Origin of the sequence: Neisseria sp. HMSC064D07 (assembly GCF_001837185.1) — a bacterium.
GTDB classification, from domain to species: domain Bacteria; phylum Pseudomonadota; class Gammaproteobacteria; order Burkholderiales; family Neisseriaceae; genus Neisseria; species Neisseria flavescens_C.
The window spans coordinates 21,011-37,919 of record NZ_KV831705.1; the positions used below are offsets into that span (position 1 = coordinate 21,011).

At 51.1% G+C, this 16,909-nt stretch carries 13 protein-coding genes; 4 read left to right on the forward strand and 9 right to left on the reverse strand.

Going from position 1 to position 16,909, the window contains the following annotated elements; genetic code table 11:
• Positions 1–156: 156 nt before the first annotated feature.
• From HMPREF2608_RS08755 to HMPREF2608_RS08770, 4 genes are all read right to left on the reverse strand, one after another.
• On the reverse strand, positions 157–1,374 hold the full coding sequence (locus HMPREF2608_RS08755; protein ID WP_070826665.1) for an MFS transporter: 1,218 nt from the start codon (positions 1,372–1,374) through the stop codon (positions 157–159).
• A gap of 301 nt (positions 1,375–1,675) precedes the next feature.
• Positions 1,676–2,104, reverse strand: coding sequence for a hypothetical protein (locus HMPREF2608_RS08760; protein ID WP_049332858.1), 429 nt, complete (start codon positions 2,102–2,104; stop codon positions 1,676–1,678).
• Between the two features lie 8 nt (positions 2,105–2,112).
• Positions 2,113–2,628 carry an outer membrane protein assembly factor BamE gene (locus HMPREF2608_RS08765; RefSeq protein WP_070587953.1) on the reverse strand — a complete coding sequence of 172 codons (516 nt, stop codon included), beginning with the start codon at positions 2,626–2,628 and terminating at the stop codon, positions 2,113–2,115.
• 460 nt (positions 2,629–3,088) lie between these two features.
• Entirely contained in the window at positions 3,089–3,727 is a 639-nt protein-coding gene (locus HMPREF2608_RS08770; protein WP_004519037.1) for an MBL fold metallo-hydrolase, read from the reverse strand.
• Between the two features lie 111 nt (positions 3,728–3,838).
• Between HMPREF2608_RS08770 and HMPREF2608_RS08775 the strand changes: the two genes are divergently transcribed.
• Entirely contained in the window at positions 3,839–4,645 is an 807-nt protein-coding gene (locus HMPREF2608_RS08775) for a DNA ligase (protein ID WP_070826666.1), read from the forward strand.
• 65 nt (positions 4,646–4,710) lie between these two features.
• Here HMPREF2608_RS08775 and HMPREF2608_RS08780 read toward each other — a convergent pair whose 3' ends face one another.
• From HMPREF2608_RS08780 to HMPREF2608_RS08790, 3 genes are all read right to left on the reverse strand, one after another.
• The gene (locus tag HMPREF2608_RS08780) at positions 4,711–5,361 is read right to left on the reverse strand and encodes an HAD-IA family hydrolase (RefSeq protein WP_070826667.1); all 651 of its coding nucleotides are present in this window, start codon (positions 5,359–5,361) and stop codon (positions 4,711–4,713) included.
• An 87-nt stretch (positions 5,362–5,448) separates the two neighbouring features.
• The gene (locus tag HMPREF2608_RS08785) at positions 5,449–5,940 is read right to left on the reverse strand and encodes an SHOCT domain-containing protein (protein ID WP_070826668.1); all 492 of its coding nucleotides are present in this window, start codon (positions 5,938–5,940) and stop codon (positions 5,449–5,451) included.
• 39 nt (positions 5,941–5,979) lie between these two features.
• Positions 5,980–6,966: an RluA family pseudouridine synthase gene (locus HMPREF2608_RS08790; RefSeq protein ID WP_070826669.1), complete on the reverse strand. Its 987-nt coding sequence runs from the start codon at positions 6,964–6,966 to the stop codon at positions 5,980–5,982.
• Positions 6,967–7,480: 514 nt separating this feature from the next.
• Between HMPREF2608_RS08790 and HMPREF2608_RS08795 the strand changes: the two genes are divergently transcribed.
• Positions 7,481–10,363: an Rne/Rng family ribonuclease gene (locus HMPREF2608_RS08795; RefSeq protein WP_070826670.1), complete on the forward strand. Its 2,883-nt coding sequence runs from the start codon at positions 7,481–7,483 to the stop codon at positions 10,361–10,363.
• A 255-nt stretch (positions 10,364–10,618) separates the two neighbouring features.
• On the opposite strand, the gene mscL is transcribed toward HMPREF2608_RS08795, so the two are convergent.
• Together mscL and fabI are read right to left on the reverse strand one after the other, a co-directional pair.
• On the reverse strand, positions 10,619–11,062 hold the full coding sequence (gene mscL / locus HMPREF2608_RS08800) for a large conductance mechanosensitive channel protein MscL (RefSeq protein WP_070826671.1): 444 nt from the start codon (positions 11,060–11,062) through the stop codon (positions 10,619–10,621).
• 448 nt (positions 11,063–11,510) lie between these two features.
• Entirely contained in the window at positions 11,511–12,299 is a 789-nt protein-coding gene (gene fabI, locus HMPREF2608_RS08805) for an enoyl-ACP reductase FabI (protein ID WP_003748060.1), read from the reverse strand.
• Between the two features lie 208 nt (positions 12,300–12,507).
• On the opposite strand from fabI, the gene ppk1 reads away from it, so the two are divergent.
• Together ppk1 and HMPREF2608_RS08815 are read left to right on the forward strand one after the other, a co-directional pair.
• Entirely contained in the window at positions 12,508–14,565 is a 2,058-nt protein-coding gene (gene ppk1 / locus HMPREF2608_RS08810) for a polyphosphate kinase 1 (RefSeq protein ID WP_070826672.1), read from the forward strand.
• A gap of 102 nt (positions 14,566–14,667) precedes the next feature.
• The gene (locus HMPREF2608_RS08815) at positions 14,668–16,683 is read left to right on the forward strand and encodes a prolyl oligopeptidase family serine peptidase (RefSeq protein ID WP_070826673.1); all 2,016 of its coding nucleotides are present in this window, start codon (positions 14,668–14,670) and stop codon (positions 16,681–16,683) included.
• Positions 16,684–16,909 lie beyond the last annotated feature (226 nt).

Sequence of the window (16,909 nt, forward strand, 5' to 3'; positions counted from 1 at the left end):
GACAATCAGCATGATAAAGGCAGTATTTTAACGGGTTTGTAAGAGAGTGTTAAATAATGGATAGGAATATCGATTGTGGATAAAACACAAAAAATGGAATAAGGCAAAGGCCGTCTGAAACGTTTCAGACGGCCTTAAAATGTCAAAGTTTCCGCGTCAGGCGGTAGCCGCTTTCCGTTCATGAATCAGTAAATTCAACAGGGCGGCCGCGCCTGCCAAGACTGCGTCGGCGTACCACATCCAGCCGTAATCGTTGAAGCGCGTGATGACGATGCCGCCGATGTATGAACCCAAAAAGCCGCCGATTTGGTGGCTCAACATGGTCAACCCGAAGAGGGTGGCCAAGTAGCGCGTACCGAAAAGTTTGCCGGTAATGGCGGCGGTGGGGGCGACGGTTGCCAACCAAGTGAAACCGAGTCCGGCAGCGAAAAGATAGAAGTTTAAATCGGTTTTAGGTGCGGCCAGATAAATCAATATCATGGCGACACGCGAAGCATATAAACCGAAGAGGACGTATTTACCCAAAAATCTGCCGGTACACCAGCCTGAAAAAATACAGCCGGCGATGTTTGCCAAACCAATAATTGCAATGGAGGTCGAAGCGACCGTAGCGGGGAGGCCGCAAAGTGAAATTTCGGTCGGTAGGTGGGTAACCAAAAAGGCAATGTGAAAACCGCAGGTAAAGAAACCCAAATGCAGTAAGATATAGCTGTGGTTGGTGAAAGCCTTGCAGACGGCCTGCTTCAGTGTTTGGCCGCCGTCGTCTGTGTGGACGGTATGAGAAGCATGTTTGCCGCCGGCCAGCCACCAAGAAATCGGCAAAATCAAGATGGCAATGACTGCCCAAACATAAAATGTCCCTGTCCAGCCGATGTGGGGCAGGGCAATCAAACCTTGAACCAGCGGCGCGAACAAAAATTGCCCTGCGGACCCGCCTGCATTGACCAAGCCGGAAGCCAAGCCGCGCCGATGAGGCGGCGTTTTGGCGGCGACTTGTCCCATAATGATGGAAAATCCGCCCGAACCCGTACCAAATGCCAACAATAAACCGATACCCAGCATCAGTCCCCAATAAGTCGGCATTTGCGGAACAATCAGACAGGCGGCAATCAACAGAACCGTACCGCCGGCTAAAACCTTAAACGCGCCGAAACGGTCGGCCAACGCGCCGGACAAGGGTTGCGATATGCCCCACATCAATTGGAACACGGCAATAATCAGGCTGAACTGGGCCATGCTTAATTCGGTAGAGTTGACGACGGGTAGGACAAAAAGCCCTAAAGTCATCCTCATGCCGATGGTAATCAGCAGGATGGAGGCGGCAGCGGCAATCAGCAGCCACAAATTGGGTAATTTGGCAGAAGAATCGGTCATGATGTTTGTGTGTGTAAGGGGCAGGGAATAAAAGCTACTCCTGCCACTATATTATTTATTTGATTTCTCGGCGAGCCGATATATAAACGCGCGATTCTAGCATTGGGTGAGAAACGGCATAAATAACCGTTGGTTCTTTGGATATGGTAAAAAGTGATATGGCTTGAGGATGAATTGAGGATGAAGCGGTCAAATATTCTTCGTTCGGTACTGACGGAGCAAGCAAATTGCCGTTGAATTTTCGTTTGAGAAGAAAGGCCGTCTGAAAAGTTTCAGACGGCCTTTGTTTGACTGACTTACATCAGATTATTTCTAGAATGAAATACTGACGCAGTTTTTCGTACACATTATTTTGTACGTTGATACAACCATTGGTTATGATGCGGTCGGCCACATGAGGAGAAGCGATGCGTTCCATGCGTCTTTCCTGCGGCTTGAGCGTCCATACCCGGTGTAACGCAAACAGAAAGTCATTTTCTTCTTTGAAGCCGATAACCTCACCACCGTAACCCGGTTTGCTGGTCATCATCGGCGTCATATTGAATTTGCCTTTCGGCGTGGTTTTGCCAATCAGTACCGGATGGCACTGACCGTCATCGGCAAAGCAAAGCTCTGCCTTAGCTGTATTGACCACAACTTTTTTGCGTTGGATATAGTCGCTGACAGCATCAGCAGCGGCCAAAGAGTTCAGGCCTGCTGCCAAGGCTATACCTAATAGGATCCGTTTCAAATTTGTCCTTATTGACGGATGCGTTGAGGAGCTTCTTTAATGATCTCGCGGATGATCACTTGAGGCTCTTGTTTAGGTGTAGGTGCTGGAGGAGGACATACGGCATCTTTAGGGAATACTGGATTCCAGAAGAAGCTGCGTGCAAATTTGTCTTTGTCGAAGATCACTTTGTATTGGCAAGTAGTGATGCCTTCAACGCCGGAAGTGTTTTCAGGGTCAACGCCTACGCCTGGGGTGTAGAAGTGGAACAGGTAGTCCCATTCACGCACGCCAACCATGCCTTCGTCGTAGTGAGGACGGCCGAGGATTTTGTAGATGTCGTCTTTGGTCAGGCCAGGACGCATTTGATCCAGCTCGTCAAAAGTCGGGAATGTGCCACGGTCTTTGTTGAAGGTCAGGGAGTAAGGTTTAGGGAAGCGTGGCTCGTCTGTAGTGCCTTCAGGAGTGATTTTGCTCTTAGTAGCACAGGCGGCCAGCAGGCCGGTAGCCAGCAGGACGAAGCCCACTTTTGCGATTTTTTTCATTTGATAATCCTTTTATTGATTTTACCAGCCGAACTTTTCAGACGGCCTGTTAGTGCCGGCAGCGAGTTTGCCGGTTTACCCAAATAATGTTGTGCTTCTTAAAGATGTACCCGACGGTTTGACAAACAAGAACCTCGGCACATTCCGGCAGGGCATTGCGCCTCATCTCCGTTGTATCCGCCTGAGTCGGCAGAACCGTTCAGACGGCCCGACTGACATTTATTGTCACTTTGTAACAATTTCACTGCGAGTAAGGCTTGGGGTTTAGAGATTTCCGGTTTTTGATAAATCAGGTTGTATTGCGTAATACCTTGTTATCTTTGTGCTTTAGTTCATTTTGGCATTTGCCGGAGATTAGGTACTTAATCTTTCGGGTGTTATCCCTGCAAATTGTATGCCAGTTTCCCTTTGTGCGCATAATCTGTGTATGCCAGAATGTTGGCTTTATACAACATTCATATTAACGAACCAGAAACGGATTGTACCTTTTCTCATGCCCGATACTGGTCATGCGGCCGTGTCCGGCTATCACTTGCGTGGTTTCGGGTAGGGTTAATAGTTTAGCGCAGATATTGTTTATGAGGTCATCATGATTGCCGCGCGGAAAATCTGTGCGACCAACGGTTTCATAAAATAAAACATCGCCTGCGACTAAAAGACCGTTTTCGGCGTTGTAAAAAACGACTTGGCCGGGAGTGTGGCCGGGAATGTGGAGGACTTGGAAGCTGTGATTGCCGACCTTGAGCGTTTCCCCTTCTTCCAGCCAGCGTGTCGGCGTGAATGACGGAGAAACGGGGAAACCATATTGCGCCGTCGTTTGCGGAAGGGCTTGGAGCAGGAATTCGTCGTCTTTGTGCGGGCCGAGAACGGGTACGTCGCAGGTTTTCAAAAGTTCAACCACGCCGCCTGCGTGGTCAAGATGGCCGTGGGTCAGCCAAATGGCAGTCAGCTTGAGGCCTTTATTTTGGACTTGTTGCAATAAATAGGGTACGTCGCCACCGACATCGGTCAAAACGGCTTCTTTGGTTTCGTCATCCCAAATCAGCGTGCAGTTTTGACGGAAGGGGGTAACGGCGTTGATTTCAAATTGGAGTGCCATGGGTGTTCCTGGAAAATGTTTATTTAATGTTGTTTGCGTTTCAGACGGTCTTTTGTTATTATGCATATATAATAAAAAGCAAGTCTGGAAGAGTGTCTTATGAATAATGTAATGCGAACCATGATACCGATTTTTGCGGCTTCTTTCATCTCTGCGGCGTTTGGTGCAGATTTGTTGTTGGCGCAGGAATATAAAAATCAAGATATTGCCGGTTGGGCCATGAGTGAAAAGTTGGATGGCGTACGCGCGTATTGGGACGGCAGGCAGCTGATCAGTCGTCAGGGCTATGCGTTTACACCGCCCAAAGGTTTTACAGCAGGTTTTCCGTCGTTTCCGATGGATGGCGAGTTGTACAGCGGACGAGGGCGGTTTGAGCAAATTTCCGCGACGGTGCGTTCTGCCTCGGGAAATTGGGACGGCATTCGTTTGCATGTTTTTGATGTGCCGCAGGCGCAGGGCAATCTGTATCAGCGGCTGGAAACGGCTTCGAAATGGCTGAAATCACACCCGTCGGCACGGTTTACGGTTATTCCGCAAGTCAAGGTGCGCGACAAACAGCATGCTTTGGATTTTTTGAAACAAGTTGAAGCGCTGGGTGGGGAAGGGGTGATGCTGCGTCAACCTGAAGCCCGTTATGCAAGCGGTAGAAATGGGCAGCTGTTGAAGCTGAAAAGTGAATATGATGATGAATGTACGGTAACGCGTCATTATGAGGGCAAAGGGCGCAATGTCGGGCGTTTGGGTGCGGTAGGATGCAAAAACCAATATGGCGAGTTTCGTATCGGCAGCGGTTTTAAGGATAAGGACCGCGACCATCCCCCGAAAATCGGTGCGCTGATTACTTACCGTTATCGTGGTTTTACGCAAAAAGGAACGCCGAAATTTGCAACATTTGTCAGGGTGCGCTCGGATCGATAAAACAAATTAAAGGCCGTCTGAAAATAGGTTTCAGACGGCCTTTAATATAGATGTTGCATAGCCTTTTATAAGGTTTCCAATACATCAGGCAATTTGGCCAAGCTGTTGAGCATGGCGACATGGGGCATGGAGGAAAGCTGTTGGGCGGTATGTGCGCCGGTGGTGACAGCGATGGCGCGGATTTTGGCATTGGCGGCCATTTCTAGGTCGTGGGTGGTGTCGCCGACGACGACGGCCTCTTCCGGCTCAACACCCAGTCGGTCGCAGAGGGCGAGTACCATATCGGGCGCGGGTTTGGACGGATATTCGCTAGCGCAGGCAGTTTCCAGCCAGAAGGCTTGGGTGCCGGTTTGCTCGATGGACCTATCCAGTCCGCTGCGGCCTTTTCCGGTCGCTACGGCAAGCCAATAGCCTTGTTGCTTCAAGCGTTGCAGGCAGGGCAGGGCTTCGGGGAACAGAGTCATGTTGTGGTTGTTGGGATTGAGGTAGTGCGCGGCATAGGTCTCAATCAGGGTTTCCTGAACGTGTTCGCTGACGTTGTGGGCAAGGCGGCGGATGATGCCGGAGAGGCTGTATCCGATGAGCGGGCGGATTTGGTCGGCTTCGGGAACGGGTAGGCCGCAATCGGCAAAGCTTTGCTGGAAGGTGTGGATGATGGGGTTGGTGGTGTCGGCAAGCGTGCCGTCCCAGTCGAAAATGATGAGTTTGGGTTTCATGGGTTTCCTTTCAGACGGCCTTGAATAACTTATTATTTTAAAAGTGTATTTTGGTGTGGCTGAATTTACCAAAATACACGAATAGAACTATGGGTTACTTAATATTTTAACTTTTTCTTGATTGAATTCTTGTTCGGAAAGAATACCTTGATCTAATAATTTCTTTAAATTTACTAATTGATCATATTTTTTGTTGTTGCTTGAATTATCAATATCTACTTGTTTTGTCTCTGTGCAGATAAAAATAATTTCAATCCTAGGCCAATTCCCTAAGATGTGAGGAGGAGTAGATGCTCTTTCTCTAATTGCTTTCATACTTTTATTTTTTTGTTTGCAGAAAGCCTGTGCTCTTTTTTCGGCACTGTGTCTCACAGCAGTTGAAGGAGTAAATCCTGATGCTCCTTGGTGGAATATGCGATATTCTTGTTCATTATTTTCATTAACATCTAAAATAGTTTCTTTGCCTTTGTAAATGATTGCTGTATCAAAACCCGAGTTGCCCTTTTCAACGATTTGGATTCCCGATGCAGTTGTACAACCAGCTAAAATTAATGCTAATAGAAGATAAAATTTAGACATGACGTTTCCTTATTTTGGGTTAAGTAAATCTATTTGATTTCAGACGGCCTTTTCCTGATTTTCCAACATTACAATGAATTGCGCCAATTCTTGCGGCAGGGAGGCTTTCAGGATCAGTTTTTCGCCGGTCAGCGGATGGGCAAGGTGCAGCTCGGAGGCGTGCAGGAACATTCTTTTCAAACCGAGTTTCTGCAGGCGTTTGTTGGCTTGATAGTCGCCGTAGCGTTCGTCGCCGGCAATGGGGCAGTCTTGCGATTGCAGATGGACGCGGATTTGGTGGGTGCGACCGGTTTTTAGGGTGGCTTCGACAAGGGTCAGGTCGGATAGGCCGACTTGGTGCAAAAGGCCGTCTGAAAAACGGTTTAACACGCGGAAGATGGTGTGGGCGGATTGGCCGTCTTCGCTGACGCGCACCATTTTTTCGCCTTGTGCGCCGGTGTATTTGAACAGGGGGAGCTTGACGTGGAAGCGGTCGTTCGGCAGCCTGCCGACACCCAGTGCGAGATAGATTTTTTTCGGATGGTCATTGCGGATGGCTTCGTGCAGCTTCACTAAGGCGCTGCGCTTTTTGGCAATCATCAAAAGGCCGCTGGTGTCTTTGTCGAGGCGGTGGACGAGTTCGAGATAACGCGCTTCGGGACGGGCGCGGCGGATTTGTTCGATGACGCCGAAGCTCACGCCGCTGCCGCCGTGGACGGCAACACCGGACGGTTTGTTGATGACCAAAAGCGCATCGTCTTCGTAAATGATGTCAAATTCGCGCGCAGGCGCGGCCTGGCTTTCAGACGGCCTTTGTTTTTCGGCGGTGCGTATCGGCGGAATGCGGACGGTATCGCCTGCCTGAATGCGGTTGTCGGGTTTGCAGCGTTTTTTGTTCAGCCGCACTTCGCCGGCGCGGATAATGCGGTGGATATGGCTTTTCGGGACGCCTTTGAGGATTTTTATCAGATAGTTATCAAGGCGTTGGCCTTCCTCGTGTTCGGCAACGGCAATCAGGCTGACTGAATCTTTGCGTATTGCGTGCATTTTCTCTATAATCCCAAACGTCCGTTTCGGGACCAGAACCTGCCGTCGCAGGCCGTCTGAAACGGATTTATTGTTAAAACGAGATTTTATATTAAAAACGCACTCCGCAAAGCATTTCCTTGTGTTTGTTCAAAGCCGGCAAACGCAATCCCGTAATTAAGTTTGAATTGAACCTGCCGTCCGGCCGGGCGTAAGACGCAGTCCGCGCAGCACCGTCCGAAATTACCGGCGCTACGATAATAAGAAGATGTAGGCTGCCTTATTTTGTCCGAAGCATTAGCATTCGGACGGCAGCGGAACCATCAACCTTTCCGCCGCATTGTTCTTTATTTCCTTCTTTATCCGAATCCGTCCGCACATGGCTTGAGCTCAAGCATGCAACCTTGCGGATTTCAAATCAAATACTGGTTACACGGGGATTTTCCCATCTTGCCTTTGAAGAGTGCCAACCGGACAGACAGGCCGTCTGAAAAAGATATTCACAAATCAAACGGCCGCTGTTCACGAGGTGACTATGAAAAGAATGTTATTCAACGCAACGCAGGCCGAAGAGCTGCGCGTTGCCATTGTCGATGGCCAAAACCTTTTGGATTTGGACATCGAAACGCTGGGCAAAGAACAGCGTAAAGGCAATATCTACAAAGGTATCATTACCCGCATCGAGCCGTCGCTGGAAGCATGTTTCGTCGATTACGGAACCGACCGCCACGGCTTTTTGCCGTTTAAGGAAGTATCGCGTTCATATTTCCGCGACTACGAAGGCGGCAGGGCGCGTATTCAGGACGTGCTCAAAGAGGGCATGGAAGTCATCGTCCAAGTCGAAAAAGACGAGCGCGGCAACAAAGGCGCGGCGCTGACCACCTTCATCAGCCTGGCCGGCCGCTATTTGGTATTGATGCCCAACAATCCGCGCGGCGGCGGCGTATCCCGCCGTATCGAAGGCGAAGAGCGTCAAGAGTTGAAAGCCGCCATGGCCGAACTCGACATTCCAAGCGGCATGAGCATCATTGCCCGTACAGCCGGCATCGGCCGCAGCGCGGAAGAGTTGGAATGGGACTTAAACTACCTCAAGCAACTCTGGCAAGCCATCGAAGAAGCAGGCAAAGCGCATCATGACCCTTACCTGCTCTTTATGGAAAGCTCGCTGCTGATTCGTGCGATTCGCGACTATTTCCGTCCCGACATCGGCGAGATTCTGGTGGATAATCAAGAAGTTTATGACCAAGTTGCCGAGTTCATGAGCTATGTCATGCCGAGCAATGTAGGCCGTCTGAAACTCTATCAAGACCACACGCCGCTGTTCTCCCGTTTCCAAATCGAACACCAAATCGAAAGTGCGTTCTCACGCAGTGTCAGCCTGCCTTCCGGCGGCGCGATTGTGATCGACCACACTGAAGCCCTGGTTTCCATCGACGTAAACTCTGCGCGCGCCACACGCGGCTCTGACATCGAAGACACTGCGTTTAAAACCAATATGGAAGCTGCCGAAGAGGTTGCCCGTCAAATGCGTTTGCGCGACTTGGGCGGTTTGGTCGTGATCGACTTCATCGACATGGAAAATCCGAAACACCAACGCGATGTTGAAAACGTCCTGCGCGATGCGCTCAAAAAAGACCGCGCCCGCGTGCAAATGGGCAAACTCTCCCGCTTTGGCCTCTTGGAATTGAGCCGCCAACGCCTGAAACCCGCCTTGGGCGAAAGCAGCCATGTCGCCTGCCCGCGCTGCGCCGGTACCGGCGTGATTCGCGGCATCGAATCGACAGCCCTGCACGTTTTGCGCATCATTCAAGAAGAAGCGATGAAAGACAACACCGGCGAAGTGCATGCACAAGTGCCTGTCGATGTTGCTACCTTCCTGTTGAACGAAAAACGCGCCGAGCTGTTTGCGATGGAAGAGCGCTTGGATGTGAACGTCGTCCTGATTCCAAACATCCACTTGGAAAATCCGCACTACGAAATCAACCGCATCCGCATCGATGACGTAGAAGAAGACGGCGAACCGAGCTACAAACGCGTCGCCGAGCCGGAAGAAGACGAGTCCGCCAAACCTTTCGGCAGCGAAAAAGCCAAAGCTTCCCGTCCTGAGCCGGCTGTCAAAGGCGTACGTCATACCCAGCCTGCACCGACGGTTGCTCCTGAGAAAAAAGCCTCTTGGTGGGACAGCTTTAAAGCTTGGTTGAAACGCATTTTCGGTGGCGAGCCTGCACCTGTCGCAGTTGCTCAAGAGCCTGCCGAAAAACGCACTACAACCAACCGTAGCCAAAACAGCAACCGCCGCGCAAACAGTCGCCGTCAAAATCCACGCCGCAGCAACAAAAACGACGGCAGTAAAGTTGAAGTGCGCGAAGTAAATGCCGAAGCTGCCGACAGCAAGTTTGAAGAAAGCAAATCAAACGAAAGCCGCAACGACGAGCGTAAAGACACCCGTCGCAACCGCAACCGTAACAACCGCCGCGATGATCGCAACAACGAGCGCAACCGTGTTGAGGAAACGGTTGAAGACGTAAACGTTCAAGAAGTGGCAGCACTGGCTGAGATGCCGTCTGAAAACCAAGCGGAACAAAACGGCAATAAACGCCGCCGCAACAACAGTCGTAACGAGCGCAACCGTCATCAACCTGCGGAAAACCGTGTTGAGGACGTGAATGTTCAAGCCGATGGCGAACAGGCGCAAGTTGAAGCGGACGACAACGCCCGCAGCGAAGAGGGTGTGAAAAACAACGGCCGTCAAGGACGCGACCGCAACAACCGTCAGCGTAACAACCGCAACGACCGCCGTTCTAACAGCAAAAAACGCAATATTCCGTCTTCGGCAAAAATCGAGCAATACCTGAACATTACCGATACCGCCGACAAAGTCCTCTTTGCCGTAGCGCATGTTTTAGGTTTGAACGAAACGGTTGAAGCTGCGAATGTGACATTGTCTTCTGAAAGCGATCAAGCCGAGCCGCTGGTGATTGTGGTGTCCGAGCCTGAAGTTACCAGCGCAGAGCCATTCGTATTTGCGATTGAAAGCGAAGACGAGCCTGCCGTAGCGCGAACTGAAGGCGCTGATGCCGAACAAGCCCTGCTTGCTTCTGCAGTCAGCAACGTCAAAGAGGCCATTTCTGCGGTATTGTCTCCGAATGAAACGGCTGCTGTTGCACCAGCCGAAGTACCAACCGAAACTGTTGCCACACAAACTGAAACCGTAGCCGAAGCAGCGCCTGTTGCAATCGTTGTGCCTGAGAGCTTGGGCGATTTGATCTTCGTTGAAACTGATCCGCAAGCCGTTGCCGCTTTTGCCGCACAGCCACAACCTGAACCGGTCGCTAAAACACGCCGTTCGGATGTGCCTAAAGTAGAAGTGGAAGACGTAGCAGTCGAAATGATTTTGGTGGAAACACGCAAAGACTAAGATTGGTTTTCCATTAAAAGCCCGATGTTGAACGCATCGGGCTTTTTTATTGGCAAGGAGTTGTGCTGCTCATTTTATTTGTATTTAACATGAGCGTTGCTTCATGGTTAAAAAGCAGGATAGCTTGCTGAGAAAGGGAAGGGCGTGATTCTTTCAATGGGAAGGGTTTAACGATAAATAGATTGGTATGAGAAAAGGCCGTCTGAAATGGTTTCAGACGGCCTTGATTTGTGTGTGTATGTTTAGGTATTGTGATTAGTTTTTGTTCAGGGAGTCACGGATTTCGCGCAACAACAGAACTTCTTCGCTAGGCTCTGCTGGTGCTTCTTCAGCAGGAGCTTCGGTTTTTTTCACGGAGTTGATGGCTTTAACCACGCAGAAGATGGCAGCGGCGATGATCAGGAAGCTGATAACGGTGTTGATGAACAGACCGATGTTCAAAGTAACGGCACCGGCTGCTTGAGCGGCCGCCAGGTTGGCGTAACCTTCTGCAGGAGCGGCTTGTGCGCCGTCTTTCAGCGTGATGAACAGGTTGGAGAAATCAACGCCGCCGATCAACAGACCGATAGGAGGCATGATTACATCGTCAACCAATGATTTGACGATGCCGCTGAATGCTGTACCGACAACCATACCGACTGCGAGGTCGACAACGTTGCCACGCATAATAAATTCTTTAAATTCTGAAGCGATTGACATAATTAATCTCCTGTATGTGTTTGAGTCAAAATCAGATGTGATTCAATTAATTGGCAGGCATCTTAACTCTTTATTAGTTAAGAAAAATTCAATAACGTTAAATTTTGTATTTTGTGTCAAAAATGTTCTGCTTCTATGCCTTCTGTATGAAAAACAGGCCGTCTGAATTTTTTCTGTTACTTTTTTGCACTACTTTTTATCAGTAGCTAAGTATCAGATAACATGAATGTTATCTTTAGAATCAATACTCTATCGGAATTTCAAATTGAGGTAGAATGATAATATAATAATGTTGAAAACATAATCATTGAAAGCCTGTAAAGGTAACGTTTCGTATCCGTATTTGACTTTCAGACGGCCTTTTTTGTCATGCAGTTATTCAAGCCATAATGTAACGGCCATAAAAAACGCACTTTCATGATGAAAGTGCGTTTGGTGTGTAAACCGTTTAGTTCTCTTCGTCGTTCAGCGCGTTGATGCTGTAGCCGCCGTCAACGTAGGTAATCTCGCCGGTGATGCCGGAAGCAAGGTCGGACAAGAGGAAGGCGGCGGTGTTGCCGACTTCTTCGGTGGTAACGTTGCGACCCAATGGGTTGTGGGAAGCGACGTGGCCCAAGAGTTTGCTTAAATCGGCGATGCCGGAAGCGGCCAGGGTTTTGATCGGGCCTGCGGAGATGCCGTTGCAGCGGATGCCTTCTTTGCCCAGGCAGGCGGCAGTGAAGCGGATGCCGGCTTCGAGGCTGGCTTTGGCCATGCCCATAACGTTGTAGTTAGGAATGGCACGAACGGCGCCCAAGTAGCTCAGTGCAACGATTGCGGCGTTGCGGCCCTGCATCATCGGACGGGCGGCTTTTGCCAGCGCAGGCAGGCTGTATGCGGAGATTTCGTGAGCGGTGTTGAATGCTTCGCGGCTGATGCTGTCGAGGAAGTCGCCGCTCAAAGCTTCTTTAGGGGCGAAGCCGATGGAGTGAACCAAGCCGTCCAAGCCGTCCCAGTGTTTGCCCAAGTCAACGAAAACTTGGTTGATTTCGTCGTCGCTGGCAACGTCGCAGCGGAACACGAGTTCGGAGCCGAGTTCGGCCGCCATTTTACGGACGCGCTCTTCCAGTTTGTCGACAACATAAGTAAATGCCAATTCCGCGCCTTGTTCGCGGCAGGCTTTGGCGATGCCGTAAGCGATGGAACGCTCGGAGATCATGCCGGTAATCAGAATTTTTTTGCCTTGCAAAAAGCCCATTTTCTTATCCTTTAGCAGTGGTATTGCGGTTGCATTAAACTGCGCATTATAGCAAAAACCGCTGTTTCGGCATAGAAAATAACGGATAACCCTTTGTCTTGCCTCAAATAGGGATAAGGTTTTCTGTCAAGGCCGTCTGAAACCTGACGGAATGGCGGCAAAACGTTATACTTGATAGTCTTAATGACCGATGTTTCAGGAGTGAACCATGCCCAAGCAAAACCGCATTCTTTGCCGAGAACTCAGCCTGTTGGCGTTTAATCGCCGTGTACTGGCTCAGGCGCAGGATACGAAAGTTCCTTTGTTGGAGCGTTTGCGTTTTTTGTGCATCGTGTCTTCCAATTTGGACGAATTTTTTGAAGTCCGCATGGCGTGGTTGAAACGCGAAAACAAACTGCGTCCGCATCAACTACTCGACAACGGAAAAACCGCGGCCGAAACCATCGAAGCGGTGGCGAAAGAGGCGCAGGCTCTGATCCGCGAGCAGTACGACCTGTTTAACAAAGTATTGCAGCCTGCACTCGGCCGCGCCGGCATTCATTTCTATCGCCGCCACAAATGGACGGCTGCGCAGAAAAAATGGATCGAAAACTATTTCGACAACGAGCTGTTGCCCATTCTCACGCCTATCGGCCTTGATCCGTCACACCCGTTCCCGCGCCCGTTAAACAAATCGCTCAACTTTGCCGTCGAACTCGAAGGCACGGATGCGTTCGGCCGTCCGTCCGGAATGGCGATTGTTCAGGCTCCGCGCATTTTGCCGCGCGTGGTCCCCATGCCGTCTGAAATTTGCGGCGGCGATGCAGGCTTTGTGTTCTTGTCTTCGATTTTGCACGCCCATGTCGGCAAACTCTTTCCCGGCATGAAGGTTAAAGACTGCCATCAGTTCCGCCTCACGCGCGACAGCGATTTGACGGTTGATGAAGAAGATTTGAAAAACCTGCGTGCCGCGATTCAAAACGAATTGCACGACCGCGAATACGGCGACGGCGTGCGCTTGGAAGTAGCGGACACTTGTCCGGCGCATATTCACGACTTCTTGCTTGCCCAGTTCAAGCTGACTTCTGCCGAGCTGTATCAGGTCAAAGGGCCGGTCAATTTGGTGCGCCTCAATGCCGTCCCCGATTTGGTGGACAGGCCGGATTTGAAGTTTCCGCCACGCAATGCAGGCCGTCTGAAAGCCTTGCGCAAAAACGGCTCCGTATTCAAACTGGTCAAACAGTCGCCGATCTTGCTGCACCATCCGTATCAATCTTTCGATCCGGTTGTCCAAATGATACGCGAGGCTGCTGCCGATCCGGATGTGTTGGCCGTCAAAATGACCATTTATCGTACCGGCAGCAATTCCGAGCTTGTGCGCGCATTGATGAAGGCCGCACTGGCGGGCAAACAGGTTACCGTCGTTGTCGAACTGATGGCGCGTTTTGACGAGGCCAACAACGTCAACTGGGCGAAACAGCTCGAAGAGGCAGGTGCGCACGTTGTGTACGGCGTATTCGGCTACAAAGTTCACGCCAAAATGGCTTTGGTTATCCGCCGCGAAGACGGCGTGCTCAAGCATTATGCCCACCTCGGTACCGGTAACTACCACCAAGGCACATCGCGCATTTACACCGACTTCGGCATCATCACCGCCGACGAGCAAATCACTGCCGATGTGAACACGTTGTTTATGGAAATCACAGGCTTGGGCAAGCCGGGCCGTCTGAACAAGCTCTATCAAAGCCCGTTTACCTTGCACAAAATGGTCATCGACCGCATCAAGCAGGAAACCGAACACGCCAAAGCAGGCAAACCGGCGCGGATTACCGCCAAGATGAACTCCCTCATCGAGCCGAGTGTAATTGATGCGCTGTATCAAGCCAGCGCGGCAGGCGTGCAAATCGACCTGATTGTGCGCGGTATGTGTACTTTGCGCCCGGGTGTAAAAGGCTTGTCCGAAAACATCCGCGTCCGCTCCATCATCGGCCGCCAACTCGAACACTCGCGCGTGTATTGCTTCCATAACAACGGCGCAGACGATACCTTTATCTCCAGCGCCGACTGGATGGGGCGCAACTTCTTCCGCCGCATTGAAGTCGCCACGCCGATTACCACGCCTGAACTCAAAGAACGCGTGATCCGCGAAGGTTTGGAAATGGCCTTGGAAGACAATACCCAGGCTTGGCTGATGCAGCCTGACGGCAGCTACGTCCGCACCCAGCCGCAAGACGGCGAGCCTGCGTTTGGTTTGCAGGAAGGTTTGTGGAAAATATACGGACGTTAAATTGAATAATGTCTTAGGCCGTCTGAAATGCAGGTTTCAGACGGCCTTTTTTGATTTTGCCGTTATAATTCCGTTTCCCAATCTTTCAGACGGCCTTTTCCTATGAAATCTTACCCCGATTCCTATCTCCATTTTGAAAACCTCGAATCTCCTGAAACGCAAGATTTTGCCGCCGCGGCGCATGCCGAAACGCGTGCGCGTTTTTTAGAAAATGACAAGGCGCGTGAATTGTCTGACGGTATTTTGGCGCAGTTGCAGGACACGCGGCAGATTCCGTTTTGTCAGGAACACCGCGCGCGGATGTACCATTTCCATCAGGACGCGGAATATCCGAAGGGCGTGTACCGCGTATGTACCGCGGCGACGTACCGTTCCGGCTATCCTGAGTGGAAAATCCTGTTTTCAGTGGAGGATTTCGACGAATTGCTTGGCGACGATGTGTATTTGGGCGGCGTGTCGCACTTGGTGGAACAGCCCAACCGCGCGCTGTTGACACTGAGCAAATCGGGCGGCGATACGGCGTACACGCTGGAAGTGGATTTGGAAGCAGGGGAGTTGGTAGAAGGCGGTTTTCACTTTCCGGCAGGCAAAAACCATGTGTCGTGGCGCGATGAAAACAGCGTTTGGGTGTGTCCGGCTTGGGACGAACGCCAGTTGACCGAATCGGGCTATCCGCGCGAAGTATGGCTGGTGGAACGCGGCAAGAGTTTCGAGGAAAGCTTGCCGGTGTATCAAATTGCCGAAGACAGCATGATGGTGAACGCGTGGCGTTATCTCGATCCGCAGGGTTCGCCGATTGATTTGATTGAAGCATCGGACGGTTTTTACACCAAAACCTATTTGCAGGTGTCGACCGAAGGCGAGGCGAAACCGTTAAACCTGCCCAATGATTGCGACGTAGTTGGCTATCTGGCGGGACATCTTTTGCTGACGCTGCGCAAAGACTGGAATCGAGCGAACCAAAGCTATCCGAGCGGCGCATTGGTGGCAGTAAAATTAAACCGTGGCGAATTAGGCGCGGCGCAGCTTTTGTTTGCGCCCGATGAAACGCAGGCATTGGAAAGCGTGGAAACGACCAAGCGTTTTGTCGTGGCGAGCCTACTGGAGAACGTACAAGGCCGTCTGAAAGCATGGCGCTTTAGCGACGGTAAATGGCAGGAAGTCGAACTGCCGCGCCTGCCTTCGGGCGCGTTGGAAATGACCGACCAACCGTGGGGCGGCGACGTGGTTTACCTTGCCGCCAGCGATTTCACCACGCCGCTGACACTGTTTGCATTGGATCTGAACGTGATGGAACTGACCGTCATGCGCCGTCAGCCGCAGCAGTTTGATTCAGACGGCATCAACGTGCAGCAGTTTTGGACGACTTCGGTCGACGGCGAGCGCATTCCTTATTTCCACGTCGGCAAAAACGCCACGCTCGACACGCCGACCTTGGTTTATGCCTACGGCGGTTTCGGCATTCCCGAATTGCCGCATTATCTGGGCAGTGTCGGCAAATATTGGCTGGAAGAGGGCAATGCCTTTGTATTGGCAAACATCCGTGGCGGCGGCGAATTCGGCCCGCGCTGGCATCAGGCGGCGCAGGGAATCAGCAAACACAAAAGCGTTGATGATTTATTAGCAGTCGTGCGCGATTTGTCCGAACGCAGCATGAGTTCGCCCAAACACATCGGTTTGCAGGGCGGCAGCAACGGCGGCCTGATTACCGCCGCCGCCTTCGTGCGCGAACCGCAAAGCATAGGCGCGCTGGTGTGCGAAGTGCCGCTGACCGATATGATCCGTTATCCGCTGCTGTCCGCCGGTTCAAGCTGGACGGACGAATACGGCAATCCGCAAAAATACGAAGTCTGCAAACGCTGGCTGGGCGAATTGTCGCCGTATCACAATCTTTCAGACGGCATCAATTATCCGCCAGCGCTCATTACCACCAGCCTCAGCGACGACCGCGTCCATCCCGCCCACGCGCTCAAGTTCTACGCCAAACTGCGAGAAACCTCGCCGCAATCTTGGCTCTACTCGCCTGACGGCGGCGGCCATACCGGCAACGGCACGCAACGCGAATCCGCCGATGAACTGGCCTGCGTATTGCTGTTTTTGAAAGAGTTTTTGGGGTAGAAGTAAGCAGCAGGACTGACCGTTTTGTAAAGTTGAGAGACAAAATACTCTTGTTTCGGCAAGTGAAAAGAAGGCCGTCTGAAAAACGAATATTAAAGTTTTTCAGACGGCCTTCTTTTCTTTTAACTTTCAACATATCCCGATAAAATGGACACTTTGTAAGTAATCATTGATGGAAGACGCAATTATGGCAACCGAACCGAACCGAACCGAACCGAACCGAACC